Origin of the sequence: Peribacillus frigoritolerans, from assembly GCF_004358755.1 — a bacterium.
Classification (GTDB): domain Bacteria; phylum Bacillota; class Bacilli; order Bacillales; family Bacillaceae; genus Bacillus_P.
The window spans coordinates 568,546-593,364 of sequence record NZ_SMZY01000002.1; the positions used below are offsets into that span (position 1 = coordinate 568,546).

Genomic DNA, 24,819 nt, shown 5'->3' on the forward strand with positions numbered 1-24,819 from the left:
ATTTATTCAGCTTTTAATAGAGTATCTACACTCGGCTCTTTTCCAAACCACTTTTCATAGATTTCTGCGTACTCCCCGCTTTCGATGACCTCTTTAATTGCTGCATCAAATTCTGCTTTTAACTTGCTGTCTTTCGGAAACATTAAGCCGTAAAATTCAGATTCAAAGCTATCTTTATCTTCAATTGCTTCGACTTTGCTGTTTGGATTATTTTTCACAAATTCACTTGCCACAACATTATCCGTCACTACCACTTCTACGTCATTGTTTTCAAGTGCCATAAAAGCAACAGCGGTATTTTCATATTTTGATATATTGTTATTTGCGCCGACTACTTTTTCTGCTGCAAGCTGCCCGGTTGTACCATTTTGCACGCCAATTTTCTTCCCTTTAAGATCTTCAGCGCTTTTAATATCTGTACCTTCTTTAAAAACGATCATATGAGTGGATTCAAAATACGGAGTTGAAAAATCATAGGTTTGTTTGCGGTCGTCGTTGATTGTAATACCTGAAATCGCCAAATCGACTTGTTTGCCTTGTACAGATGCAAATAATGGATCCCACCCGATGTTTTCGAGTTCATGTTTATAGCCTGCCTCTTTCATCACTGCATCCAGAAAATCGACATCAAATCCGACAATCTTTCCTTTATCCATGTATTCAAACGGCGCAAATGCTGCATCGGTTCCTACTTTAAGAACTTTCTTTTCATCTGCCCCTGCACCACTGCTTGCTTTCTCACTGTTCCCGCAGCCCGACAGCATGAAAATGATGACAAATAACAAGACTCCTATAAACTTACTGTAGTTTTTCATCGAATGATTCCCCTTTTCTAATGATTTACGTCTTGCTCAGGCGACTTAGCCTTTCACCTCCTTTTTTCCTAATAAATCACAAAATGTCAACTTTTATCACATGAGTACATTTTTTACTATCATATGGGTTGTCCGCCCGTTTTTCAATATAAATTTCACAATAGTTTGAAAATACAAAAAACCAAAGTGTTAGCGCCTTGGTCAAATCCCGCAGGCGGATTCGTTCTGACCGGGAATTTGATACCTTTTCGACAATAAAAAGAGAATGCTGACTGCATTCTCTCCTAACTAACTAGTTACTATTCAATTGATAAATTTGCAAAAAAACGGAAATAGACAATACCTGCAAAACCTAAATACTCCATCACAGGCGAAAGTTCATATTGCATGGGTTCATCAAAAAAATACATGCTCATCCTCCATTCATAAACTTTGATTTGATCGCTTCGGCAGCCAGTCTGCGAGAAGTTCCGGCAGCTGTCCATCTTTTACAGTTAGAGGAACATGACCGTCCTGAATCAGACGGAATTCTTTATCTTTGCTTGAGATAAGATTCATGATCGGTTCGCTTTGTTCTTTTGGCACCAAGCGGTCAAATGCGGACGCAATGACCAGCACATTAGCTTTTATGTTTTTCAGGTCTGCTTTTTGACCGTTTATTTTCAGTTTGCCTTTTACAAGCTTATTTTTTTTAACAAAATCGTGAATCAAGTCTTTTAAAGCAGCACCCGGGATTGGAATGTAACTTTTCGTCCATTTGTTGAAACGTCTCCACTTCATGACGTAGTCCGGATTATCGGCTTTTGCAAGAAGAGTCAGATGGGGGCTGTAATAGATGGGGGAAGTGAGCAGCCGTATTCCTGCCTCGACATGGCTTGCAGGAAGAACTCCATATTGATCGATGATTTCATTAAAATCGAGATCTTTCTCTTTCAGAGCTTTTGTCCACTCATCAAATAACGGTACATGCCGAAAGTCGATTGGTGTTGAAAATAAGATTAAGTTGCGGACTGATTCTCCTGCGAGTGAAGCATAGATTGCAGCAAGTGTTCCTCCAAGACAGTAGCCAATTACAGATAAGTCCGCTGCACCTGAATGGCAAAGAGCAAACTCCGCTGCCTCTTTTATATACCGCAGAATATAATCAGCAATTGAAAAATCTTTATCTTCATAATCCGGGATTCCAAAATCAAGCAAATAGACATCAAAACCATGATTGATAAATGATTCGATTGCACTGATGCCTGGCTGTAAATCAAGGATAAACGGCTCGTTTACAGGAGAATAAACCATAAAAAGAGGCGTGCTGTATTTCCGTACAGACGGCTTATAACGCCAGAGCGTCGCTTTATTTTTTTTCCAGACTGCTTCTCTTTCAGTAAATCCAATCTGGATGTCATCCTCATTAAAAACACTCGCAAAATTCTTCCACCGTTCCAGTTCACTATCCTTTTCAGGTTTCATGGATGATGGTTCCTCTCTTCTTTTTTTCTCTTTTTTCTCCGCGGGTAATGATAAGATCTGAAGTTTTTTCTTCTGAATTTGCAGCTTGCATTCCCAATGTCTGCTCGGCTTTTCGTTCATTAAGGGATTCTTCAAAACGTTCACGGTACTCTTCAAACAATTCTTCGATCATATTCTTTGCTTGATGCTTCTTTGCTTTTTTTATCTCTTTCATCAAACACTTAAGTGATTCCTCGAGGCTTTCTATTTTATCTTCAATTTTACCTATAGCCTTGCAGGGACTCCGCTTCAATTCATGCAGGCCCGCTGTCATTCTCTCTGCTTTTTCTTCGGCCTTTGTTATAAGTCCAGCTGCATATTTCAGATCTTCTTTGCTTGGCAAGCTAAGAGAAAGATCCATTATTTTTTCCGCCATTCCGCTTGCAGACTTCATTTTCAGGGCTCCTGATTTTAAGAGAACTTCTGCTGCCTGAACGATGCCCTTTTGATTTAATCCTGCTTGTATCATGCCGTTCAGCAGCTGTTCGAGTTCTCCTCCCTTTTCTTTTAAAAGATCATAATATCGTTGATCCATTTACTTTTACTCCTCTTCTTAAATGAAATTGTTTAAACTAATGCCGTAATGCCTCCATCGACAACCAATACCTGGCCAATAACATAATCAGAAGCTTTCCCTGATAAAAATAAAATGGCGCCATCAAGATCCTGCTCATTGCCGAATCTTCTTGCAGGAACTCCCTTTAAAATCATCGCATTTTCCTTTTCAAGGACACTGCGGGACATTTTAGTAGGGAAAAACCCTGGTGCAATGGCGTTCACTTGAATATTATGTCTTGCAAGCTTTACTGCGAGATCTTTTGTAAATGTCAGAACTGCCCCTTTGCTCGTGCTGTAGGCGATTGTATCCATCAGCTCCGGCTGTGTTCCTCCCATACCCGTCACAGAAGCAATATTGATGATTTTCCCTCCGCCTTGGCTGATCATGACTTTTGCTGCAGCCTGGCTGAATAAAAACAATCCTCTCACATTTACATTCATGACTTTGTCCCATTTATCGGCTGGATGATCGAGCGCAGGGGCCAACCATGAGGTTCCGCTGTTGTTAACCAATATATCGATTGAGCCAAATTGGCTGAGAGTTCCGGCAACGACTCTCTCTATGTCCTCTTGCTTTGACACATCGCACTGTAAGGCTAAGGATTTCACCCCTTTTGCCTGCAGCTGCTCACTTACCTCTTCGCATGCCTTCAGATCCCTTGAACAAACCACAACATTTGCTCCTGCTTCTGCAAGCGTCATGGCCATTCTGGCGCCAAGACCTTTTCCTCCGCCTGTTACGATGGCCGTTTTATTTTTCAAACTGAACAGTTCGTTGATAGTCAAATTCCTTTATCCTCCTCTTTTATGATTTGATTGATTCTTTGATACTTAATAATATAGTGATTCTTTTGTAAAATAGTGTCGAATTTGATGAAATAGCCTCAGCATATTTTTCAGTAAAAGGGGTTTCTGTTTTGAAGACGGAAGGGTATGGATGAATAACGGACCTTTCAGATGAGAGTTCACGCGCTTCATGTGCTAAAATAAAAGCAAACCTACTAAATAGGAGGAAAAAAGATGAAGTATACTGGCTATATCGGTACATACACAAAAGGGGACAGCAAAGGAATTTACTCGTTCACTCTTGATACGGACGAGAAAAAACTGGGGGAAGTCAGCGTTGCTGCTGCCATTGGAAGCCCTACATACTTAAATCTCAGCAAGGACAACCGCTTTGTTTATGCCGTTGCCAATGAAGGGGAGGCAGGAGGTGTAGTTGCTTACTCAAGAAATACGGAAACAGGCGAATTGAAGGAATTGAACCGTCAGCTTCTTCAAGGCGCATCTCCATGTCATGTCAGTGTGAATGATGAGAATCAGTTTGTTGTAGCAGCGAATTATCACAACGGAACCATTGGGTCTTATGAAATGAACGCTGACAGTGAAACTCTTTATCCCGCGCTCTCTATTAAAAAACATGTAGGAGACGGCCCCAACAAAGAAAGACAGGATGGACCTCATGCTCATTATGCAGGCTTTACTCCTGATCAGAAATACGTGGCCGCCATCGACTTGGGAACAGATAAACTGTACACGTACGAATTAAATAAAGGCGAATTAAACGAAATTCACAGCCTTCATTTAACGGCAGGAACCGGTCCAAGACATATGACGTTCCATCCGAACGGAAAAATCGCTTATCTCATGACGGAGCTGAGCAATGAAGTTGTTGTCCTTGCTTACAACAAAGAAGATGGCAGCTTTAAAGAATTACAGTACATTTCAACCATTCCGGATGACTTTACTGAAAATAACCAGGGCAGTGCCATCCATATCTCGTCTGACGGGAGATTCGTTTATGCAGCCAACCGCGGCCATGACAGCATCGCCGTCTTCAGCACAAACAGCGACACTGGCGAGCTGACATTTGTAGATCGCACTTCAACAGAAGGCAACTGGCCACGTGATTTTGCCCTTGATCCGACAGAGAAATTCTTAATTGCTTCAAATCAGGAAAGCAGCAGCCTTATTTTATTTGAAAGAAACCCAGAAACAGGCACGCTTACACTGCTTCAATCAGATGTAACTGTTCCAGATCCGGTTTGTGTGAAATTTTTGAATCAATAAATGAAAAACCCCACTCTTATGGTATGTTGCATAAGAGTGGGGTTTTTTCTATTTTAAGGGTTAATCCAGAGCAGGAAAGTCAACTCGCTTAAGCGAATAAACTAAAGAAGATTACTATTAACGGAGGTGCTTCAATGGAAACCATCTTTCTCGCTGTCATTCTTGGTGTCATCGCTTTTTCTCTCTACAAAATCATCAGGAAAAACCGCAAGCTGCCCAGCAATGAGTATACACCCATCAATGACATCGACGATGGACTTGTCCGCCATTATTCGAACGAAATTCCAATAAGCGAGACCAAGCATGAAGCACCTTATGAAGAAAAAGATCATAATAAGGGAAAATAAAAGCAGCGGAATATCCCCGCTGCTTTCCTCTACTCCACCTTCTCAGGCTCCCCGTACTCCTCGCCAAATGTATCGACGGTTACGGTTTTCATTTTCTGATCTTCTACTGGCTTTTCTCCATTTGTTTGTGCAGCTACGATTTCATCTACTACATCCATGCCTTCTGTTACTTTTCCGAAAGCGGCATATTCGCCGTCTAGACTTGGATAGTCAGCTACCATGATGAAAAATTGAGATCCGGCGCTATCCGGTGCCTGCGAACGGGCCATAGAGATGACTCCACGTTCATGCTTCAGCGGATTTTCAAATCCGTTTGAACTGAATTCCCCTTTAATGGCGTAGTCAGGACCCCCTGTTCCAGTTCCTTCAGGATCGCCGCCCTGAATCATGAATTCAGGAATGACGCGGTGAAAAATCAGACCATCATAAAATTTATCGTTGATTAGCGAAACGAAATTCGCCACAGTATTAGGCGCTATCTCCGGATACAGCTCAACTTTGATTTGCTTATCGTTTTCCATTGTAATTGTGACAATTGGATTCTTTTCAACCTTCTTGGCAGGTTTGTCAGAACTTTGCTCCTTTGCATCATTGCCGCAAGCTGCCATTAAAAGCAATAACAGCGTCATCATTACAAAACCTAATTTCTTCATTTCATCATCTCTCCCATTTCATCTGCGATTAATTTGTAAGATTTGAGGCGATCCTCGTAGCTGTGTGTAATCGTGACAATCATCAGCTCGTCCGCACCGTATTTTCTTTCGATGTCCAAAAGCCTTTTTTTGACTTCAGATGGATTTCCGATCACCATCTTCGCCTCCGCTGCTTCAATCATTTTCTGCTCTTCAGGACTGTATGTGTAAGCCTTTGCCTCATCAATAGTTGGGACTCCTCTGTTGACTCCCTGCAGCTGCTGCATTCTCCACAGATGTGCGCTGCTTGCCATTTCTTTTGCTTTTTCTGCTGTTTCTGCACAAACGGCATTTACAGTCAGAATGGATTTGGACTGCTTCAGTTCATACTTCGGCTGGAAGGAATCCCGGTATCCTTTCAGAATTTCCGCACCGTCCTTATCACTCATAAACTGTCCGAATGCATATGCGATCCCTGATTGAGCAGCAAGCTTCCCGCTTTTTTCACTTGTGCCGAGAAGCCAGACTTCAGGGGACTCTGCTGGAATGGGTGAAGCTTTAATCTTAGAGAACATATTCTCAACTGGAAAATCGTTATGTAAAAAGCAAAGCAGTTCTTTCAATTTTTGCGGCATTGTCCGTACGTTCTCAAGAAAATTATCGGACAAAGCCATTGTTGCTTCAGCTGATCCCCCTGGAGCCCTTCCAATTCCAAGATCAATTCTTCCCGGAAAAAGAGCGGCAAGCAGATTAAACGTTTCAGCCACTTTGTATGGCTTATAATGCGGCAGCAAAATCGCACCAGCACCGATTCGGATCGTACGTGTTCCGGCACCAATATAGCCGAGCATCACTTCCGGCGCAGAACACGCAAGTCCAGGCATATCATGATGCTCGGCAATCCAGTAACGGGTGTAGCCTGTATTTTCAGCCAGCTGCGCAAGCTTCAATGATTCCTGCAGCGCAGCTTGCGGGGAAGCAGACTGCGCAATTGGTGCCTGATCTAAAATACTCAGCTTCAAACCTTCCACTTCTTTCTTGGTTTTGATGATTCTATTATACACGCTTATCTTCTGAAAATTGAAGCGTTCTTGCTTTTACTTTCCTGCTTGTACAATTAGAAAAGAAGGTCTGCGCTTTTCATTTACAAGCTTTGGCAGCCGCTCAAGTCCGATTGGCATCGACTGCGGCTCTCTTAATTCCTCCAGCACAAGCCCTTCTTTGATAACCGAATTGACAATGGTTGAAAGGGTCCGGTGATATTTAATGACTCCCTTAATTACCCATTCCTGTTGACGTATTCCCTCTTCCTGATAATTGTCGAATGCCCAGTGGAGTTTGTTTTTATCTTTGTCTATAACCCAATTATTCATTTCTAAGCGAGCTGTCACAACGGGATGTTCAACAGAAAACACAAGCTTGCCGCCGGGTTTCAGCCATCTGCTTATTTTTTTGATCAGCTCCGTAAAGTCTTCAATGTAATGAAAGGCAAGCGAACTTATTATGACGTCAAATGAGTCATCCTCTGCCTCAAAATCTTCGATAGAAGAACAGACATACTCGATCTTTTCATGCGAATTTTCAAAGATGGCCTGTTTCAGCATTTTTTCAGAAAGGTCCACTCCCAAAACAGAAGAAGCACCATGAACGACGCAATATTTCGCAAAGCCGCCTGTCCCGCAGCCCAAGTCAAGAATGCTTTTCCCATGAAGATCAGACAGCGCAGCTTTCATCGCCGGCTGTTCGACAAAATCATTATACGTCACCCCTGTTTTGCGGTGAGATTGATAGTACTCAAAAAACGTCTCATCATCGTAAATGTTCTGCTTCAAGCTTTCCCCTCCCTTTTTCTTCATTTTACCATGAATACTTTCATAATTTTCCATGAACCTTTAAAAGAATGGTTCATGCCGAACTTGCGAAAGCTAATGGACAGAGGTGATAAGCATGACACAGGTGACACTTATATTCTTATTCTTTTTATGGCTGCCATTATTTATAGTCCTCTTTTATCTGCATGTAAATGCGGATCAGACAATCTTTTTGAATCAAGCTCAAAAGTGTGAAAGCAGAATGCAGCGCAGACTCTATGATACCCTCCGCAACAATGGCTATTATGTACGGGTTAAAGAAAAGTGCGGACCCTATACGCTTGATTTAGTGCTCCCCTATTACCGGATTGCCCTCCGCTGCGACCGGGATTCCGACAAAATTGAGGACCTGAAAAAAAGGAAGTATCTCAATAAACAAGGCTGGCGCGTCATACCTGTCAAAGAAAAAGAGCTGAACGGCAAAGTAACCACGATTTTAGCTAAGATTGAAACGGCTGCCTTTCAATACAAAAAATAAGAGCGGAGATTTACTCTCCGCTCTTAACGTTTTTATTTATTCTGTTTTTGAAAGTTCAAAGATATCATCATCCGTCATGAAAAAATCATGATTAATCATTAAGGTTTCTTTCAATTCTTCAGGAACTCTTTCAGCATCATAGGCGCAAACAGAAATAATCCCCATTTCAGAAACCGTTTTGTTTGCATTCATTTCGTAATCGCCAATGGTCTTTATCACATCGTTGACTTTTCCCCATTCTACATGGGCCCATGTCCGAATAGAATCTTCAGCCTCTAAATAAGGATTAACAATAGAAGAAAAGTAATCGGTGATTTTCATTGAATTAAACTCACCATGCAGACTATAAAAATCAAAATTGTTTATGAAGTGAACTTTAGCTAACTGTTCTTCAGACAGAAGCTGTTTGGATTTACTGATAATGGCAGGTGACAATCTTTCATTTTCTATGACAAAAACACGATCTCCCTGTTCCACTCCGGACACAATATAAGCAACAATATTTTCAAGATATCGTTCTTGGTTATGAATGTAATACAGGATATGTCCGCCTTCTGCTTGCATTAAATCTTTTGTGAACTGATCTATTTTTTGTTTCAAGTACATTTCCCCTTAATGGGCTCTTAACATTTTATCTTGAGAAACAAAGATCCCCCTAGACTGTTCGCAGACATTATTAATTTATGTCCTAAAAGAGCCTATTTAGCTGCAAGCGCCTGGGATAGTGTCGATTTTATGGAAATATTATCAAACGTCAGTCCGAGCTGCATAGATGTTAACGCGATTTCAGGACGAATACCGGACAATGTTGTTTTTATGCCGATCAGGTTCAGAGCATCAATCAATTGGAAAATTTGATGTGCCACCATCGTATCAATCATCACTACACCAGATAAATCGATATACAAATGAGACACTCTTTTTTCAGAACATTGCTTTAATGTGTTTTCAAGAACCATTTTAGCGCGGGCTGTGTCAATATCTCCAACAAGCGGAAGCAAGGCTGTATCATCCTGAAGTTTAATAACTGGTGAACTGAGCTCATAAATCATTTCCTGCTGAGCTTTTAATTGACGGTCAGCTGTTTTTTGGGTCTCTTCAACAAAATGATAAATAACCCTGTCATGCGCTCTCACGATTAAATCTTTCCAGGCATGAAACTGCTCTTGAGTGTAATCCTCGGGATGAAGACGTGCAAATGTACTGACTTCATCTAAATACTGACTGCGCGTTCTCATAAATTCTTTTATAATAAACTGAATCGGGGTACTTAAATGCTCGCCGTCTTTAGCGATTTTCTCGATCCATTCTTCAAACAGCTCCATAAATTCCTTTTCTTCCTCAGCAAAAACCTGAATAAATCTTTGATGAAATTCCTGGTTTTGTGCCTTCAAAGCTTTAATAACTTCAGGGTCATTTGAGGTGTATACGCCGCCTGTTTTGGATTTATCCAGAGAGTCATACCATTCTTCCGTTAAATGATGTGCCCGCTGCTGCAAATAGTTATAGAATTTCTGATTTCTGTGCACGATATTTCTCCTCCTGATTTCTCCACTCTTATCTGTTCTCTATTTTACTCTATAAACCAAAAAAGAACCAAATGAATTGATTCTTTTTTGGTGGAAAATTATATGCTGATATCTCTTTTCTGGAAATACAGGAAAGTTATCGTCATAAAGATCGCATAATAAATGGCCAAAATAAGCAATGAGATTGGCAGCGTAATGGTTTCAAGGATCTTATCCTGATAGGCATACACGGTCAGATCCATGTGCGGAAAGATTAAAAATTTCGTCCATGTGTATTTTTCAGCCAAGAAAAGAATGACTCCTCCGATGGTCGATGAGAAAAACAGAACAAAAATCCCGATGCCGACTGCAAGTGCCTGACTCTTAAATAAAGTCGAAAGCATAAAAGCAATCGCTGTTACGATGAATAGACTCGGCAGGAAATAAAGCAGTTTCAGCACAGCCTGATCGCCTACAGCCACGATGTTTTCAGGGTTCATTTGACCTTCCATCGACATTTCAAACATTCTTTCACCAAAATCTCCTGCACCAAACAGGATCAGACCTGCTAAATACCCGGCAGTCAGCAGCACAAGCAAAAGAAGAAGCGTGTAAAGCGTCGCTGCGATGTATTTAGAAAGCAATACCTTCCATCTTCTATGCGGTCTGATCAACAGCTGCTTGATGGTGCCGTCCGAAAATTCAGATGCCACATTTGCACTGCACACAATGACCGCAAACAATGTAACGACAGACGTCATCATAAAGACGATGTTATTTAGAAAATGCCAGGTGCTTTTGGCATTAGGATTAATATCTTCCTGCAAATACAGCTGCTTTTCCCCAATTTGCATTTGCTGCCATTCCTGTTCCTCTTCCGGCAGTTCTTTCATATCCTGCTGCAGCTGCGTGATTTCTGCCTGAACATCCTGGCGCCAGTTATCACTCGGTTTCTCTGAAAACTTATAGTCGATAAAAGCAGCTCCAAATACGAGGACTGCTAGTAAAATAAGATAAATCCAGCTGGACAGCTTTGAAAAGATTTTCATCCATTCATTTTGTATGAGTCCAATCATAGCATTTGCTCCTTTTTCACATTGTTCGTCAGCTCTAAAAAGCGGTCTTCAAGTGTTGCTTTATGGCTTGTGATTCCGTATACGCCGACTCCGCTTGAAACGAGCAGCTGATTAATGGCCATCGTCTTTTCCTTGTCCAAATGAAGCTTAAGCTGGTCGCCCTTTGCTTCCATCACACCTTCATATAAGCCATTTTCTTTAATGAGAATGGCCGCTTGAGAGCTGTCGCTTACTTCAAAAACAACCTCGCGTGTCATTTCCTGACTTTCTTCCATTGAATCATGCATGGATGAAATGTGAATCAATTTTCCTTTTTCAATTATGGCGAACCTGTCGCACATCAGCTGCATTTCTGATAGCAGATGGGATGAAACAAGCACAGAGATCCCTTCGTTTGCGAGTCTGCGCAAATAATCTCTGAACTCTCTGATTCCCTGCGGATCGAGACCGTTTGTCGGCTCGTCAAAAATCAACACAGACGGATTATGCAATAAAGACTGTGCAACTCCAAGCCGCTGGCGCATGCCAAGCGAATACGTTTTTACCTTTTGCTGCATCGCGTTCTCAAGTCCTACAAGTTCAATGACTTCGTTTCTGCGTTCTTCTGAAATATCTTTTACGGCCATCCGTTCATAATGACGGATGTTTTTTAATCCGCTCATATACTTGTAAAACTCCGGGTTCTCAACGATTGCGCCTATCTCGCTCATTGCTTCCTTGAAGGAATCATCGATATTATGGCCATTAATGATCACATCCCCGCCAGTGCGGTTGATCAGACTGACAATCATGCGGATAATCGTTGTTTTTCCCGCGCCATTAGGACCAAGCAGACCGAAGATTTCCCCTTTTTCAACTTGAAAGCTGACATCATCCACGATTGTTTTTTTGCCGATTTTCTTTGTCAGAGACTGCACTTCAAGTGCATACTGCGTCATGTTTTAGACCTCATTTCTTTCTGCCGATTTATGTATTCAAATGTAATACGAATAAGAGGGGAAAAAGTTTCCATTATTATAAAATAATTTCATGAGTACACGCTGTCCTTTGTTATAATGACAGAGGTTTGATTTTTTTATGAATAATTTTACATATTTTTGAAACTAATGTCATTACGCGACGTCAATTCAGTAAGGAAAAAGGGTGGGGAGATTGGAACCAGTGAATGTTGAAAAGCTGATTGAAGCGCACCGTCCCCGAATGGAGAGGACCATCAGGAAGTTAATCAAGAATCCTTCTCTAGTCGATGACATCCTTCAAGATGCTTCAATTAAAATCTTTCGGTACTTTTCCGACAAAGAGAGAGAATATCCTGAAAATATCGAAGCATGGATTACCATACTTTCAAAAAACACAACCTATGATCATCTGCGGAAACTGAAACGCAATCAGGATACGGTTTTACATGTGAGTGAAGAATACAAGCACCACATCAGCATCGACAATGAAACACCGGAACGGGCATTTCTGTCGAAAGAAATGATCGGCGAGGTTAAAGAAGTTTTTCAGACGCTTGATCAGGAAACAAAGAATATTCTCATCTTAAGAAATCAAGGCCGTTCATATGAAGAAATAGCTTCTAGCCTTAAAATTTCCCTTGCAAAAGTAAAAACAAGAGTATTTAGGGGCCGCAAGAAATTAATGGACGCTCTTAAAAGTAAGGGGGTGCTCTAAATGAACTGCATAACATGCCAGGAAAAAATTCTGATCTTTGATCAGCTGTCAGAGACGGAACAGGATGCCCTGCTTGAACACATTGAAGAATGCGAGGAATGCTCAGATACCTTTGAACACTTTCTGCAGCTTGAAGAAGCATTGGACATCATTCTTGAAAATGAAGCCATCATTCTCCCTCAGCAGAAAAAGCAAAAGCCAAATCCATATAAATACTTAAAACGTGCAGCACTCATTTGTGCATCCCTTTTCATCCTGTGTCTTGCAGCCTGGAACACACCTCCGGTCAAAGCAGCGATAGAAAGAGCGCTCAATGAGTTAATCGGTGACAAGTTTTTAGAAATGGACAAACCGCTTGAGCATAAGGATGAAGATAAAAAGAAGAAGAAGGATACGGAACTGGTTATTCGGACCGTAAAAGAAACGCCGAATGGCAACAAAATGATCACATATGAATCAGGACAAAAAAATCGGAATGAATATGCAAACGGCAACTTTGAAGTCTCAGATGGAAGTGTACGAATAACCTATTTCAAAGAAAAAAATATATACACATCAGAACCATTAGACGGAACCATTTCACAAATGACACAAGATATCTTTAAAGATTTAGATCCCAGCCAAATTAAGCACCTTGGGGAAACGACCTATGTGGGACGCAAAGCAGATATGTACGAAATTACGTTTGATGATGGATGGATCGCAGAGTACTGGTTTGATAAAGAAACAAACTGGATCATCAATGAATACAGAATAGAGAATGGGAAAAAATTGCCGAATGATGATGGACCTAAGCTGATTGAATTCAAGGTTATTGAAGTAGAAAAAGATCACAAACTGTTTAATGCTTCTCCCCCGGAAGGAGCTGAACTTGCAGAATTTGATCCGATGCGGATTTTAGAACTCGACCAATAAATAAGAAACACACAGAAAATCTCTGATCACCAATAGATGATCAGGGATTTTCTTAATTTTGCATTTTTAAAACCCGCTTGAATTCCTCTTCAAGCTCTGTTAAGGTCAGCTCAAATAAATGCAAATCATTTTTCTTATAAATACCGTTGCTGAGCAGTTTGCTAATGAGATGTTTTTTTCTTTTTTCGATTGCCTGACGAATCATGTTTCCCAATTCAGACACCCCTTTTTCTTAGTATAGGGGTACCAAAAACCCCCTTCTGTTTACAAAGAAGAGGGTTCATTAAAAATGAACGTGCCCCTTCTCATCTTCCAAGCATCAGAGCTTGATGGATTTAGCACAGTCTTCTGGACATAAAAGCTGCTGCTGAGACTTCATCGGGCCATTCCCTCCGTCTCTCTTGATAAGAAGAATTACTATTATGACGTAAGTGTCATTCACAAAAAGAACCCATACCTGAATAGGTATGAGCTTTCGGATGACCGATCAGCCATGTTTTAATTTATATTTTAATACTAATTAATCCTATGCGTCAAGTTGGTTTTAATGCATAATTAACCTATGCTGTTTTGATTTTTTTTAACTCACAGGAAATGGAGGTCCATGAACGCTTGGAGAAATAAACCGGAATGGACTTCTCCTGAGCCTTCTTTTTTACAATAATGGAGAGATTATGACTAATGTAATCAGTGAGGATCAGAACAACATCTACCTTTCTTGGGATCTCCTTGATCATCATCTTTGGTTTTCTGCCGTCAAGGTGAGTTATCACCATAAACCCTTGCTGCTGAAGTCTCTCCACGATGGGCTCAATGCGATCTCCGCCTGCAATCATCAAATACTTCCATAAAAGAATCCTCCTTTTTTTAGACGAAGAGGCTTTCATTCTGTCTGTTTATTAAACAGGAACGAAAGCCTCCAGCGTCTGGTCGACGTATTATTTCTATTATTTTATTCCGACTATTCAGACTCGTCAATAAGGTTTAAAAATAAATCATACTTGACAAATCGGAATAGTAAATATTAACATGAATATATCTTCATAATACATAAGCCGATCTGTCAACCGAAGGCCCTGTCTAACAGCATCTTTTTGCTATTAGATAGGGCCTTTCCTGTTTCAGCGGAGAAAAGGAAGTGAAAATGGGTTTCTAAATATCAACTTAACTATTGGGGGGATAAAGATGAAAGGAACTAATCGACTAACAGGGCTTTTAATTTTCTTAATGGTGACAATTTTTCTAACAGGCTGCGGGTCTAAATCAGCTGGTTCAACAGAGAATAGTGAATCAAAGAATGAGGAGATCACCGTCACGATTGGCATTCAGCAGAGTATCTGGCCTATTTTGCTCGCCAAACATAAAGGGTGGTTTGAGGAAGAATTTGAGAAGGCAGGCGCAAAAGTTAAATGGGCCGAATTTCAAAGCGGTCCCTCCTATTTTGAAGCTATCGCTTCAGGAAGGCTTGATTTTGGGAGAGTCGGCAACATTCCGGTCCTGTCCGGCCAGGGTGCTGATATCCCGTTTAAGGAAATCGCAGCAGCGAGCACCGGTGAAAAAGGGGATGCTATTCTTGTGCATAAAGACAGCCCTATTCAAAAACCAGAGGATTTAATAGGGAAAAAAGTAGCGGTTGCTAAGGGAAGCAGTGCATTTGGATTGCTTTACCGCTTCCTGGAAAATGAAAACATAGAACCATCTGAAATTGAAATCATTCAGCTTCAGCCTGATGAAGCGCAGGCTGCTTTTGAAACGCATAAAGTAGATGCATGGGCGATTTGGGAGCCTTATCAATCCATACAGACTGTAAAGAATGAAGCAAGAATTCTTTCAAACGGAGAAGCAATCGGCACTTTCAGCCCCGGTTTTCAAATCGTTCGGACTCAATTTGCCGAGGAACACCCTGAGCTTGTTGAACTTTACTTAAAAGTAACGGAGAAAGCAACGAGATGGCAAAATGAAAACAAGGAAGAAGCGATAGCGATTTATTCTGAACTTAAGAACACAGATAAAGAAGTAATACAAAGAGTCCTTGAAAACTCTGTCCCTGCGAACACCCCTATTGATGAGAGCATCATGCATGAACAGCAAACTACTGCTGATCTTCTGCTTGAACTCGGAGGCCTGAAAAAAGAACTGGACGTTTCAGAAGTAGTGGATAATTCATTCATTGAGAAGGTTCTAAAGGAATATGAGTAAACCAATCTAAAAAAATCAGCCTCTTTCATCATGAAAAGGAGGGTGTTTATCTGCTTTCTTCTATAATATTTGCTTCATGAAAACAGCTTATCAGATGCAAAATCTTTTCCGGAATGTCTTCTTTCTGCTCTGCAGGTGAAAACACAGGCAGCAGCAGCTTTCCTTCAAAGATCTCTGCCGGCAAAGCTTCAAGGATGGACTTCATCGCATAACAAGAAGGCAGGCACTGTTTGGGAACAGCGAGAATAACAACTCTTGAGGAGATGATTCCATCTATTAATTGACGGAGTTTCGGATGACCGTACTGCGGGTTAAAAAGAATATCGGGGTGAAAATCACAAAGATAGATTGATTTTACCATAAAACCTTTTTCAGTGAAGCGGGTGGAAAATGGTTTCATTTTCCGTTCACCTATTAATGGGCCAATAATAAATAATAGTTCCCTCATTGGTCTACCTCCATTTATGCAGAAAAAAGAGGATGCAGAACAGCATTCTCTTTTTCTGGCATTCATTTATTTAAGGGCTTCTTCAATGAACCGATTATCTATGACTTCAGATGTATCTAGTTTTTTATTTATGCCGCCTGCTTCAAAAAGAAAATCTGCCTGATCCTGGTGCGCTTGTTTAAATTCGTCTGTTGCTGGCGATAAAATAGGGGTTGAATTTTTGAGCACAGTTGAAATGATGTCAACTTCGACTCCCTCTGAATCAGCTATTTCCCGCGCTGCTTCATCCAGATTACCAGTAAAGTGCTTCCTGACTTCTTCATATGTTTTCAAAAAGAGAACGGTCAGTTCCGGGTGCTCATCTGTAAAATCTGTACGGGCAATCAGAAAACCAGGTGCGTTAATATTTAAGTCTTCACCGCTGACAAGGACCTCCGCCCCCGTTTGAAATACGGCTGTTGTCACGTACGGTTCCCATGTTGACCATGCATCAATGGAGCCATTATCAAGAGCGGGCCGTGCTTCATCCGGCTGCAGCTGAACGAGTTTGATGTCTTCATCTTTTATTCCTGCCCGCTCAAGCGCCATGTATAAGAAATTATAAGCACTGCTTCCTTTTGCTACTGCAATCTTCTTCCCTTTTAAATCCTTTAGGTCTTTGATTGGACTTCCTTTTGGAACAACGATTGAGTTTCCTTTTTTGCCGTCTGTAGTTACCGCAATCGCTTTAAAATCAACGCCTCCTGATTGTCCTGCAATCAGAGGTGTTCCGCCAGTTGCCCCAAAATCCAGTCTTCCTGAAGCAAGAGCTTCAAAATGAGGCGGACCGCTTGCAAATTCATGCCACTCTACTGTTGCTCCTGCTTTTTCAAAAGCCTTCTCAAACGACTTTTTATTCCGTGCATAAGGCAAAATCCCCGTACTTCCCTGAACACCAATGTGCACCACTGTTTTTTTGCCTGAAGAATTGACTTTTTCTTCTTCAGCAGAGCCGGTTTCTGAGCCGCACCCTGTAAGAAAAAGCTGAATGATCATTAGTAAACTTAATAAAACTCCCCATTTTCCAAGGCTGGCTGCAGATTTCATTAAACATGCTCCTCTCTGATAAACGATTAATAGTTTTGTATTTTTTCATCACTCTTCGAAAACGAAAGTCCCAGATTCCCCCGCAATGTATCACTCTCATAGTCCGTCCTGAAAAGGCCTCTTCGCTGAAGCTCCGGCACTACGAGCTGGATAAAATCATCAAAACCTTCACTCATAAGCTGAGGCATGATGTTAAAACCATCTGCTGCACCATTTTTAAACCACAATTCCAGCTCATCTGCGACCTGCACAGCTGTTCCGGCTATCGTGAAATGACCGCGGCCTCCTGCCAGACGAAGGAGCAGTTCTCTAAGTGATAGGTGCTCTTTTTCTGCTAAACTCACAATCAGCTGTGTCCTGCTTTTATGGCCCTGTATATTGCTGATGTCAGGAAGCTTTGGCAGCGGTTCATCAAGCGGATAGCCAGTTAAATCAATGCCAATTCGGTTTGAAAGCTGGATCAGGCTGTACTCCGTATTCGTTAATTCATGCAGCATGGCTTCCTTTTCTTTTGCTTCCGCTTCTGTTTTGCCGATAATCGGGCAAATCCCTGGAAGAATAATCGTTTCATTTTGCGAGCGGCCATATTCAAGAGCCTTTGCTTTTAAAGCTTGATAAAATCCTTTAGCTTCTGTCAGCGACTGCTGAGCGGTAAAAATGGCTTCAGCATATTGTGCGGCAAAATCAATTCCGGTCTTTGAGGAGCCAGCCTGGACGATAACAGGATGACCTTGAGGAGAACGTGAACTGTTCAAAGGACCTTTTACCGAAAAGTAATTGCTTTTGTGATGAATTTCATGCACTTTATCGTTATCAGCATAAATGCCTGAAGCTTTATCTTTTACAAGTGCTCCCTCTTCCCAGCTGTCCCAAAGCTTGATGGCTACTTCTATAAATTCTTTAGCCCGACTGTATCTTTCTGCATGAGGAGGAATACGTTCAATATTGAAATTGAGCGCCTCCTCATCTGTTCCTGAAGTAATGACATTCCATCCGGCTCTTCCTTTGCTGATATGGTCAAGAGATGAAAACCTTCTTGCCACGTTAAATGGTTCATTAAAAGAGGTGGATACGGTGGCAATCAGGCCGATTTTCTCTGTTACTGCCGCAAGAGCTGATAAGAGAGTTAGAGGTTCTATTCCTCCGCCACCAAGCTCCCCGTATTTAACCGCTTGTTTAGAAACAGAATACCTGTCTGCCAGAAAAATAGAATCAAGCTTTGCTGCTTCTGCCTTTTGAACAATCTCACGATAATAGTTGATATCATGGATCCGTCCTATATCAGAGGATGGATGCCTCCATGCTGCCTCATGATGCCCCATGCTTGTCAGAAACAAATTCAAATGCATCCCCTTTTTCAGCTCCGCCATTATAATCCTCCTTAAATATTAACCTTTATAGCTGTCCCGCCATTTAAGCAGTCTTCTCTCGAAAAAACGTACAAATGAATCTGAAGCCTTTCCAAAAACAGCAAAAATGATAATTCCCACGAAAACGACAGTTGTTTGAGAAAATTGTCTGGCATCTGTAATCAGATAGCCGATTCCTTCACTCGATCCCATTAGCTCAGCAGCTACCAAGGCAAGCCAGGCTGCACCGAGAGCTAGACGCAAGCCAAGCAGAATATTAGGAAGGGCTGAAGGCAGCACCAAATTTTTAATTTGCTTCCACCTGCTGAACTCAAGCACCTTGGCTACTTCAAACATTTTTGTATCTACACTCCTGATGCCAAGAAAGGTATTTACATAAAGAGGGAAAAAAGCCCCCTTGGCAATTAAAAGCAGCTTGGAAACCTCCCCGAACCCAAACCACAAAATAAACAGAGGAATCACAGCAAGTGTCGGAATGGTGCGCAGCATCTGCATGGTCGGGTCAATTATCTGTTCTGTTTTACTAGAAAAGCCAACAAGAAGACCTGCAAGAAGACCTAGTGTACCTCCAATCAGAAATCCCCCCAAAGCACGGAGTAAGCTGACCTGAAAATGATAAAGCAGATTGCCTGTTAACAGCAGATCGGTAAATGACACAAAAATGTCCGTAGGCCTCGGAAGCAGGGTCTGAGAAATGATGCCAAGATAACCTGCTAGCTCCCAAATGGCAAGAACGGCAGCAGGAAACAATAACCCTCTCACAAAGGCTCCGGCTTGAGCCTTTCTCTTCCCTTGTTTTGTTATGCTGTTTTTTTGGCTCTGTTTGACGGCCGGTGCGAAAATCCATAAAGCTTTTTGACTCATTTCCTTTTCACCTCCACTAGATACCTGCGCTGTCCACAAGCTCAAGCTCTTCCGATTTTTCAAACTCATTCAATATCAGCTGCCGGTATTCCTGAAAGGATCGGCTTGTTTTTTTCCTTGGATGCGGGAGATCAATCCTAACGATTTTTCGTATGGAACCCGGTCTGGCATTCATGATGACGACCCTGTCCCCGAGGTAGATTGCTTCATCAATATCGTGTGTGACGAAGAGCATCGTAGTCCGGTTCTTTTGCCAAATATCAAGAAGAACCTCCTGCATATGAGATCGTGTAAAAGCATCAAGCGCTCCAAAGGGCTCATCGAGCAGAAGCACTTTTGGATTTCGAAGCAGGGCCCTTGCAATCGCAGCACGCTGCGCCATTCCGCCTGAGAGCTCCTTAGGGTAGGCCTTTTCAAATCCATCCAGCTTTACTAGCTGTATCAAATCCTTAACTTTTTTCCACGTCTCTCTTTCATGCAGCGAGTAATTCGCTGCTATGTTTTTCTCAACCGTATACCACGGAAAAAGTCTCGGTTCCTGAAAGATAAATCCTTTGTCAATGCTCGGTCCTTTTACTTCTTCATCCTCAATCTGAACACTGCCGGACAAATCAGTATCAAGTCCCGCAATTATTTTCAGCAAAGTGCTTTTCCCGCATCCGCTTGGACCGATGATCGTAATAAATTCACCGTCTTTTACCGAAAGCTGGATATCTTTCAGCGCATGAGTCTGTCCTTTTTCAGTTTCAAACCGTTTATTTAAGTCATGAATTTTAAGTAATGCCATAGCGGTCTCCTTTCTTTACGCTTTTACTTTCAGCTTTGCTTTGACAAGCGGCAAAAGCAGCTCACCAGTTATCTCTGCTTCCTCAAGGTTGGGGTACCCGGATAAAATAAAGGAAGAAATGCCGAGATCAGCATATTCCAGAATGCGGTCAGACACTTGATCAGGGGTACCGACAAGCAGCATTGAGCCACCGCCCCTGACACTAGAAAGACCGGTCCATAAATTTGGCCCTGCAAAATAATCCTGATCAACTGACTGCGCTCTCAGCAGATTCTGTCTCTTCTGATTGGTTGCATCTGTGCGTGTGAAACGCTGATTGGATTGATCAATTGCACGCTGGTCCACTTTGCTGATGATTTCCCATGCAGCACGGTACGCTTCCTCCTCCGTTTCTCTTACAAGAACCTGTGCTCTCAGTCCATAACGGAGACTGCGATTCAGCCCTTTTTCTTCATTCACCTTTTTTACCAGACGCTCTGCCTCATTAATTTGCTCCCTGATCCAATCGAGCGGTTCGGTCCACATAAGGTAAACATCAGCTGTTTCAGCAGCAGTGCGTTTTCCCGCAGGCGAGCTGCCTCCAAAATAAATAGGGGGATACGGTTTCTGAATAGGTGAAGGCTGACTTGCTCCATTTTCAATCGCATAATACTCTCCCTTGAAAAAAAGTCCTCTGTCGCTGCTTTTGGCATGCGCTGCTAAAAATTCATTTCCTTCTCCAGCTATTTGGTTTTCCCAAAGTCCTTTTATGACCTGCAAAAATTCAAGAGTTCTGTCATAGCGTTTGTCATGATGATTTGCCAAAGGGTCTCCTGTTGCCTTTAAATCATCGGGAGAGCCCCCTGTTACAATGTTGATTAAAGCTCTTCCCTTTGATAAAACGTCCAAAGTTGCCGCCATCCTTGCTGCAAGCACCGGCTCAATTAATCCCGGACGCATCGCTACTAAAGGTTTTAGAATTCTGGTATGGGAGGCAATCATGGATCCGACAATCCAGGCATCAAGGCAAGATCCTCCCGTTGGAATCAGCGCAAATGTAAAACCTGCCATTTCTGCTGTCTTCGCAACCTCAATCATGTACTCTGCCGTTGATTCTCTCTCAGGCTTCACTCCAATGTAGTTTCCGTCGCCAGTTGTAGGTATGAACCATCCAAATTCAATTTCCTTTCTTGTTTCACTCAAAACTCATCCATCCCTTCCATTCTTTATTCCATTAAAAAAAGACACGTTCTATAAATAGAATTCGTGTCTTCTCCGGATGACCGGTCGAATGACTGTCAGGCACTTATGAATGTTTAACAGGTTTTGGGTTAACAAACCTGTTTTTTTCCGTACTGTCCAGCTGCGTAATTTCCCCCTCGTGTATAGTAATGAGCACAGAGCCGTAATTGATTTTTTTCAGAGCGGTTAAAATTTGCTGAACCTTTGACTCGTTTAAATTTGCCATCCGCTTTTTCCTCCCTGTTCCGATTAATTCGATTTGGCAGCACTCCGTAAATTCGAAGCAATTTCTAAAAGCTGATTAAATTGCAAGGTTACTCTCGACTGAACCTCAAGCTCATTAATTGGATTTTCAAAATCGGCCTTATCCACATATTTATCTAATAAATAGACTCCCTTCAATATGGTCTGTGCACCTAAAGCAGCAAGCAGAGGCTTCAATGAATAGTCAATCGCCAGTAAATGCGCTCCGCTTCCTCCTACCATCAACGGAAAAACAGGTTTATTCTTCAAAATATCCTGCGGAAGAAGATCAAGCAGGGTTTTTAAAGCGCCCGAATAAGAAGCTTTATAAACAGGCGACACGATAATCACACCATTTGCTCCTTTCAGTTTATCTGTAAACTCCAAAATGGACGGATGATCGTACTTGCCGTGAATCAAAACTTCAGGGTCAAAATCAAGAACGGAAACTTCTTCAACTTGAACTCCCTTATTCTCAGCTTCCCTCTGCAAATAGCTTGTTAGAGTAGAAGATCTTGATTCTGCCGATGGACTACCAGAAATGGCAACGAGATAACTCATGTTTAAACACCCTTTCCCTGATATGCATAAAAGCCCCAATTCTCGCTGTAAAGCGAGACCTGGAGCCTTCGGTTTTCCGATTAGCAAATCATTTATTTTTTTAATTGTCTGTATTTTATAATACATTAATCCGATAAGTCAACTAGGTTTTTATATTTTTTTATAAATTTATCCAATAATAAATCCGGTTCCTCTTCACTAAGAAGCAGAACCGGATTTTATTAATACCTCGCAGTCGATAAACAGTAATAAGTATCCTTGCCCACAATTCCGTCCGCAGAAAGGCCTTTGTCAGCCTGAAATTCCTTGACTGCACGCTCTGTCCCGCTTCCGAAGATTCCGTCAGCAGCGCCCGGTGCGTAGCCCAGGCATGCAAGTGTTCTTTGAATGCTTGCTACATAAGATGATTTGTTTCCTGAATAGCCATTTTTAGCGAGAAAAGTATCGCTGAAATCAATGACCGTGTTGCTTAAGACGACCCCGCATATGGAGCTTCCAGATTGGACGTATCCTTTATCCGACGTATTAACAATCCATTGATACCCTTCTTTTTCCGTTCGTGAACTTCCTGACCATGAACTTCTTCCATTACATGAATACGCTTTTGCAGCTAGTGACATTCTTATTTCCCCCTGATAAATCCATCATTCAGTTCTGGTGTCCGGACTGCTCTTGCTTACTTGCTTATGTATGTGTCCAAATGAAAAGAACCGTACTATTAGTACGATTCTCTATACAAGAAGTTTCACATTTCCCAGGAAAAATGAACCAATTTATTTATTTTTCTAACTGAACACTTTGTCGATGTGCAAGGAGACTTCCAGCAACATAGGCACATAAGGAAATCAGAATCGGAAGCACAACGGTATGCATGCCGAGCGCATTTGGATGCAGCCTGTCAAGCAGAATATATGAACCCATCCCAAAAATCATGGATGATACCGCACCATATTTATTTCCTTTGCTCCAATACAAACCGAAAACAACCGGCCAAATGAAAACCGATTCGAGTCCTCCGAACGAAAATAAGTTCAGCCATATCAGCAGTTCAGGCGGGCTTAATGCGAACAGCACCACGGAAATCCCGATTACGCTTGTTACCCAGAAGCTTGTGGTTTTTACCTGTTTTTCTGTAGCTTCAGGTTTAATATAGTTTAAGTATATATCCTTTACAATTGCTGAGCTGACCAAAATCAGCAGTGAATCAACGGTCGACATGATTGCAGCCATCGGAGCGGCAAGGACGAGTCCTGCAAGCAAAGGCGGCAACACTTTAAGTGTCAGCATCGGCATCACCTGATCTCCCACTTCTACACCCGGCAGAATCGGCCGGGCAAAAACACCAATTAAGTGCATGCCGAGCATAATAAACCCGATGACAGCTGTACCGATCATGATAGCTCTGTGCATCGAACGAGAATCTTTGTAGGACATAGCTCTGACAGTAATTTGCGGCAAGCCGACAACACCGACACCAACGAGTATCCAAAAAGAAGAAACATAGAGCGGAGTTAAATCTCGCTCAGCCCCGTAAGGAGATACAAGGTTCGGATTTTCTGCCACAAGCTCTGCCATGATGTTTGAAATTCCTCCGCCTGCAATAATCGTTGCCACAAGCAGAACCAGCGTTCCAACAAACATAATGACACCCTGAACCGCATCTGTCAGCGCGACCGCCCTGAATCCGCCGATAATAACATACACAAGAACAGATACTGCAAATATGAACAAAGCGGTGGTATAAGACAAACCAGTCAGCGATTCGATCAATCTTGCACCGCCAACCCATTGAGCGGCCATCGCCGAGAACAAAAAGACAATAATACTGATGGCTGAAATAATAACGACTGCATGGCTCTTATATCGTTCTTTCAAAAAATCAATCAGCGTAATCGCCTTGTACTGCCGCGCCATAATCGCAAACTTTTTCCCAAGCACCATCAGCACAAAATACCCTGTTGCAAGCTGTGCCATGGATAAGAGCACCCATCCAAGCCCCCGTGTGTAAGCAACACCCGGTCCGCCGATAAAGCTGCTCGCACTTCCATATGTCGCGATCATCGTCATCGCAAGCACAAATCCCCCCAGCTGTCTTCCGCCAAGAAAATACTCCTGGAGAAAGGAGTCTGTGGATTTCACATATCGGTTCGCCCAAAATCCAACGAAGAAAATGAGGATCAAAAACAGCAATAATGGAGATATAACGGCCCAATTCATCCTGCTTCACCTTCTTCCTCATCCTCAAACGATACTTCCTTAAAAAAGAATTTCACACAAATGATGACAAGCACGACCATAACAAGAAATCCAAGAACACAGCTGTAAAAAAACCACTCTGGCATTCCTAGAATGTAATTGTAGGCCTCAGGGTCACCTGAACCAAGCCCATAAGCGAAGCCAAACCACCAAATAAAATTGAAAAGAACGAGACCAATACCGATTTTGGCTTCTTTATGAGCAATCTTAAAACGCACATCTTCTTTTTTCTTCATCTCATATCTCCTTTTAGCACAGTCCGCAAATCTAGTATTTATTATATCTGTCTTTAAGAGAATATTCATTACAGTTTTTCATGTTCAACTTTTCACAAAAA

The 24,819-nt window shown here is 41.9% G+C and carries 30 protein-coding genes and 1 riboswitch; of the genes, 6 read left to right on the top strand and 24 right to left on the bottom strand.

Annotated features, from left to right (window positions below; all coding sequences use genetic code 11):
- Positions 1-2: 2 nt before the first annotated feature.
- From E2R53_RS10255 to E2R53_RS10265, 4 genes are all read right to left on the bottom strand, one after another.
- Positions 3-815: a basic amino acid ABC transporter substrate-binding protein gene (locus tag E2R53_RS10255; protein WP_133311663.1), complete on the bottom strand. Its 813-nt coding sequence runs from the start codon at positions 813-815 to the stop codon at positions 3-5.
- 423 nt (positions 816-1,238) lie between these two features.
- Positions 1,239-2,279, bottom strand: coding sequence for an alpha/beta fold hydrolase (locus tag E2R53_RS10260; RefSeq protein ID WP_165970951.1), 1,041 nt, complete (start codon positions 2,277-2,279; stop codon positions 1,239-1,241).
- The gene (locus E2R53_RS23230) at positions 2,269-2,853 is read right to left on the bottom strand and encodes a hypothetical protein (protein WP_165970952.1); all 585 of its coding nucleotides are present in this window, start codon (positions 2,851-2,853) and stop codon (positions 2,269-2,271) included. The genes E2R53_RS10260 and E2R53_RS23230 overlap by 11 nt, the downstream gene beginning before the upstream one ends.
- Positions 2,854-2,885: 32 nt before the next feature.
- On the bottom strand, positions 2,886-3,662 hold the full coding sequence (locus E2R53_RS10265) for an SDR family oxidoreductase (protein WP_133311665.1): 777 nt from the start codon (positions 3,660-3,662) through the stop codon (positions 2,886-2,888).
- A gap of 234 nt (positions 3,663-3,896) precedes the next feature.
- On the opposite strand from E2R53_RS10265, the gene E2R53_RS10270 reads away from it, so the two are divergent.
- Both E2R53_RS10270 and E2R53_RS10275 read left to right on the top strand, forming a co-directional pair.
- Positions 3,897-4,946: a lactonase family protein gene (locus E2R53_RS10270; protein WP_133311666.1), complete on the top strand. Its 1,050-nt coding sequence runs from the start codon at positions 3,897-3,899 to the stop codon at positions 4,944-4,946.
- Between the two features lie 134 nt (positions 4,947-5,080).
- Positions 5,081-5,293, top strand: a complete 213-nt coding sequence (locus E2R53_RS10275) for a hypothetical protein (protein ID WP_133311667.1) — start codon at positions 5,081-5,083, stop codon at positions 5,291-5,293.
- A 29-nt stretch (positions 5,294-5,322) separates the two neighbouring features.
- On the opposite strand, the gene E2R53_RS10280 is transcribed toward E2R53_RS10275, so the two are convergent.
- From E2R53_RS10280 to E2R53_RS10290, 3 genes are all read right to left on the bottom strand, one after another.
- Positions 5,323-5,946, bottom strand: coding sequence for a peptidylprolyl isomerase (locus E2R53_RS10280; protein ID WP_133311668.1), 624 nt, complete (start codon positions 5,944-5,946; stop codon positions 5,323-5,325).
- The gene (locus E2R53_RS10285; protein ID WP_133312250.1) at positions 5,943-6,947 is read right to left on the bottom strand and encodes an LLM class flavin-dependent oxidoreductase; all 1,005 of its coding nucleotides are present in this window, start codon (positions 6,945-6,947) and stop codon (positions 5,943-5,945) included. Before E2R53_RS10285 ends, E2R53_RS10280 begins: the two co-directional genes overlap by 4 nt.
- Before the next feature lie 75 nt (positions 6,948-7,022).
- On the bottom strand, positions 7,023-7,757 hold the full coding sequence (locus E2R53_RS10290; protein WP_133311669.1) for a class I SAM-dependent methyltransferase: 735 nt from the start codon (positions 7,755-7,757) through the stop codon (positions 7,023-7,025).
- Positions 7,758-7,872: 115 nt separating this feature from the next.
- Between E2R53_RS10290 and E2R53_RS10295 the strand changes: the two genes are divergently transcribed.
- Positions 7,873-8,274, top strand: coding sequence for a hypothetical protein (locus E2R53_RS10295; RefSeq protein ID WP_133311670.1), 402 nt, complete (start codon positions 7,873-7,875; stop codon positions 8,272-8,274).
- Between the two features lie 36 nt (positions 8,275-8,310).
- On the opposite strand, the gene E2R53_RS10300 is transcribed toward E2R53_RS10295, so the two are convergent.
- The 4 genes from E2R53_RS10300 to E2R53_RS10315 all read right to left on the bottom strand — a co-directional run bounded on the left by E2R53_RS10300 (position 8,311) and on the right by E2R53_RS10315 (position 11,796).
- Positions 8,311-8,874, bottom strand: coding sequence for an MEDS domain-containing protein (locus tag E2R53_RS10300; RefSeq protein WP_165970953.1), 564 nt, complete (start codon positions 8,872-8,874; stop codon positions 8,311-8,313).
- 98 nt (positions 8,875-8,972) lie between these two features.
- Positions 8,973-9,803 carry an STAS domain-containing protein gene (locus E2R53_RS10305; RefSeq protein WP_206197373.1) on the bottom strand — a complete coding sequence of 277 codons (831 nt, stop codon included), beginning with the start codon at positions 9,801-9,803 and terminating at the stop codon, positions 8,973-8,975.
- A gap of 98 nt (positions 9,804-9,901) precedes the next feature.
- Positions 9,902-10,858, bottom strand: a complete 957-nt coding sequence (locus E2R53_RS10310) for an ABC transporter permease (RefSeq protein ID WP_133311673.1) — start codon at positions 10,856-10,858, stop codon at positions 9,902-9,904.
- Complete coding sequence (locus tag E2R53_RS10315; protein ID WP_133311674.1) at positions 10,855-11,796, bottom strand: ABC transporter ATP-binding protein; 942 nt, start codon at positions 11,794-11,796, stop codon at positions 10,855-10,857. Before E2R53_RS10315 ends, E2R53_RS10310 begins: the two co-directional genes overlap by 4 nt.
- 223 nt (positions 11,797-12,019) lie before the next feature.
- Here E2R53_RS10315 and E2R53_RS10320 point away from each other — a divergent pair, with 223 nt between their 5' ends.
- The gene (locus E2R53_RS10320) at positions 12,020-12,532 is read left to right on the top strand and encodes an RNA polymerase sigma factor (protein ID WP_133311675.1); all 513 of its coding nucleotides are present in this window, start codon (positions 12,020-12,022) and stop codon (positions 12,530-12,532) included.
- A complete protein-coding gene (locus tag E2R53_RS10325) occupies positions 12,533-13,447 on the top strand; it encodes an anti-sigma factor family protein (RefSeq protein WP_133311676.1) in 915 nt (304 codons plus the stop codon).
- A 52-nt stretch (positions 13,448-13,499) separates the two neighbouring features.
- Here the strand turns inward: E2R53_RS10325 and fbpA are convergent, their stop codons facing one another.
- Positions 13,500-13,652 carry a Fur-regulated basic protein FbpA gene (gene fbpA, locus E2R53_RS10330; RefSeq protein WP_206197386.1) on the bottom strand — a complete coding sequence of 51 codons (153 nt, stop codon included), beginning with the start codon at positions 13,650-13,652 and terminating at the stop codon, positions 13,500-13,502.
- A gap of 97 nt (positions 13,653-13,749) precedes the next feature.
- Positions 13,750-13,858: riboswitch (SAM riboswitch) on the bottom strand.
- A 149-nt stretch (positions 13,859-14,007) separates the two neighbouring features.
- A complete protein-coding gene (locus tag E2R53_RS10335; protein WP_286166139.1) occupies positions 14,008-14,283 on the bottom strand; it encodes a DUF2325 domain-containing protein in 276 nt (91 codons plus the stop codon).
- Positions 14,284-14,632: 349 nt separating this feature from the next.
- Between E2R53_RS10335 and E2R53_RS10340 the strand changes: the two genes are divergently transcribed.
- A complete protein-coding gene (locus E2R53_RS10340; protein WP_133311679.1) occupies positions 14,633-15,646 on the top strand; it encodes an aliphatic sulfonate ABC transporter substrate-binding protein in 1,014 nt (337 codons plus the stop codon).
- Positions 15,647-15,692: 46 nt separating this feature from the next.
- On the opposite strand, the gene E2R53_RS10345 is transcribed toward E2R53_RS10340, so the two are convergent.
- The 11 genes from E2R53_RS10345 to E2R53_RS10395 form a co-directional block, all read right to left on the bottom strand.
- Positions 15,693-16,094, bottom strand: a complete 402-nt coding sequence (locus E2R53_RS10345) for a hypothetical protein (protein WP_133311680.1) — start codon at positions 16,092-16,094, stop codon at positions 15,693-15,695.
- A gap of 66 nt (positions 16,095-16,160) precedes the next feature.
- A complete protein-coding gene (locus tag E2R53_RS10350) occupies positions 16,161-17,180 on the bottom strand; it encodes an aliphatic sulfonate ABC transporter substrate-binding protein (protein WP_133311681.1) in 1,020 nt (339 codons plus the stop codon).
- A gap of 26 nt (positions 17,181-17,206) precedes the next feature.
- On the bottom strand, positions 17,207-18,550 hold the full coding sequence (locus tag E2R53_RS10355) for an LLM class flavin-dependent oxidoreductase (RefSeq protein ID WP_133311682.1): 1,344 nt from the start codon (positions 18,548-18,550) through the stop codon (positions 17,207-17,209).
- 18 nt (positions 18,551-18,568) lie between these two features.
- The gene (locus E2R53_RS10360) at positions 18,569-19,414 is read right to left on the bottom strand and encodes an ABC transporter permease (protein ID WP_133311683.1); all 846 of its coding nucleotides are present in this window, start codon (positions 19,412-19,414) and stop codon (positions 18,569-18,571) included.
- Positions 19,415-19,430: 16 nt separating this feature from the next.
- On the bottom strand, positions 19,431-20,201 hold the full coding sequence (locus E2R53_RS10365; protein ID WP_133311684.1) for an ABC transporter ATP-binding protein: 771 nt from the start codon (positions 20,199-20,201) through the stop codon (positions 19,431-19,433).
- 15 nt (positions 20,202-20,216) lie between these two features.
- Positions 20,217-21,383, bottom strand: a complete 1,167-nt coding sequence (locus E2R53_RS10370) for an LLM class flavin-dependent oxidoreductase (RefSeq protein ID WP_133311685.1) — start codon at positions 21,381-21,383, stop codon at positions 20,217-20,219.
- Between the two features lie 103 nt (positions 21,384-21,486).
- Entirely contained in the window at positions 21,487-21,648 is a 162-nt protein-coding gene (locus E2R53_RS10375; protein WP_133311686.1) for a YezD family protein, read from the bottom strand.
- A 23-nt stretch (positions 21,649-21,671) separates the two neighbouring features.
- Positions 21,672-22,226, bottom strand: a complete 555-nt coding sequence (gene ssuE / locus E2R53_RS10380; RefSeq protein ID WP_165970954.1) for an NADPH-dependent FMN reductase — start codon at positions 22,224-22,226, stop codon at positions 21,672-21,674.
- Between the two features lie 221 nt (positions 22,227-22,447).
- Positions 22,448-22,846: a peptidoglycan-binding domain-containing protein gene (locus E2R53_RS10385; protein ID WP_133311688.1), complete on the bottom strand. Its 399-nt coding sequence runs from the start codon at positions 22,844-22,846 to the stop codon at positions 22,448-22,450.
- Between the two features lie 157 nt (positions 22,847-23,003).
- On the bottom strand, positions 23,004-24,443 hold the full coding sequence (panF, locus tag E2R53_RS10390; protein ID WP_133311689.1) for a sodium/pantothenate symporter: 1,440 nt from the start codon (positions 24,441-24,443) through the stop codon (positions 23,004-23,006).
- The gene (locus tag E2R53_RS10395; RefSeq protein ID WP_133311690.1) at positions 24,440-24,718 is read right to left on the bottom strand and encodes a YhdT family protein; all 279 of its coding nucleotides are present in this window, start codon (positions 24,716-24,718) and stop codon (positions 24,440-24,442) included. Before E2R53_RS10395 ends, panF begins: the two co-directional genes overlap by 4 nt.
- Positions 24,719-24,819: the final 101 nt, after the last annotated feature.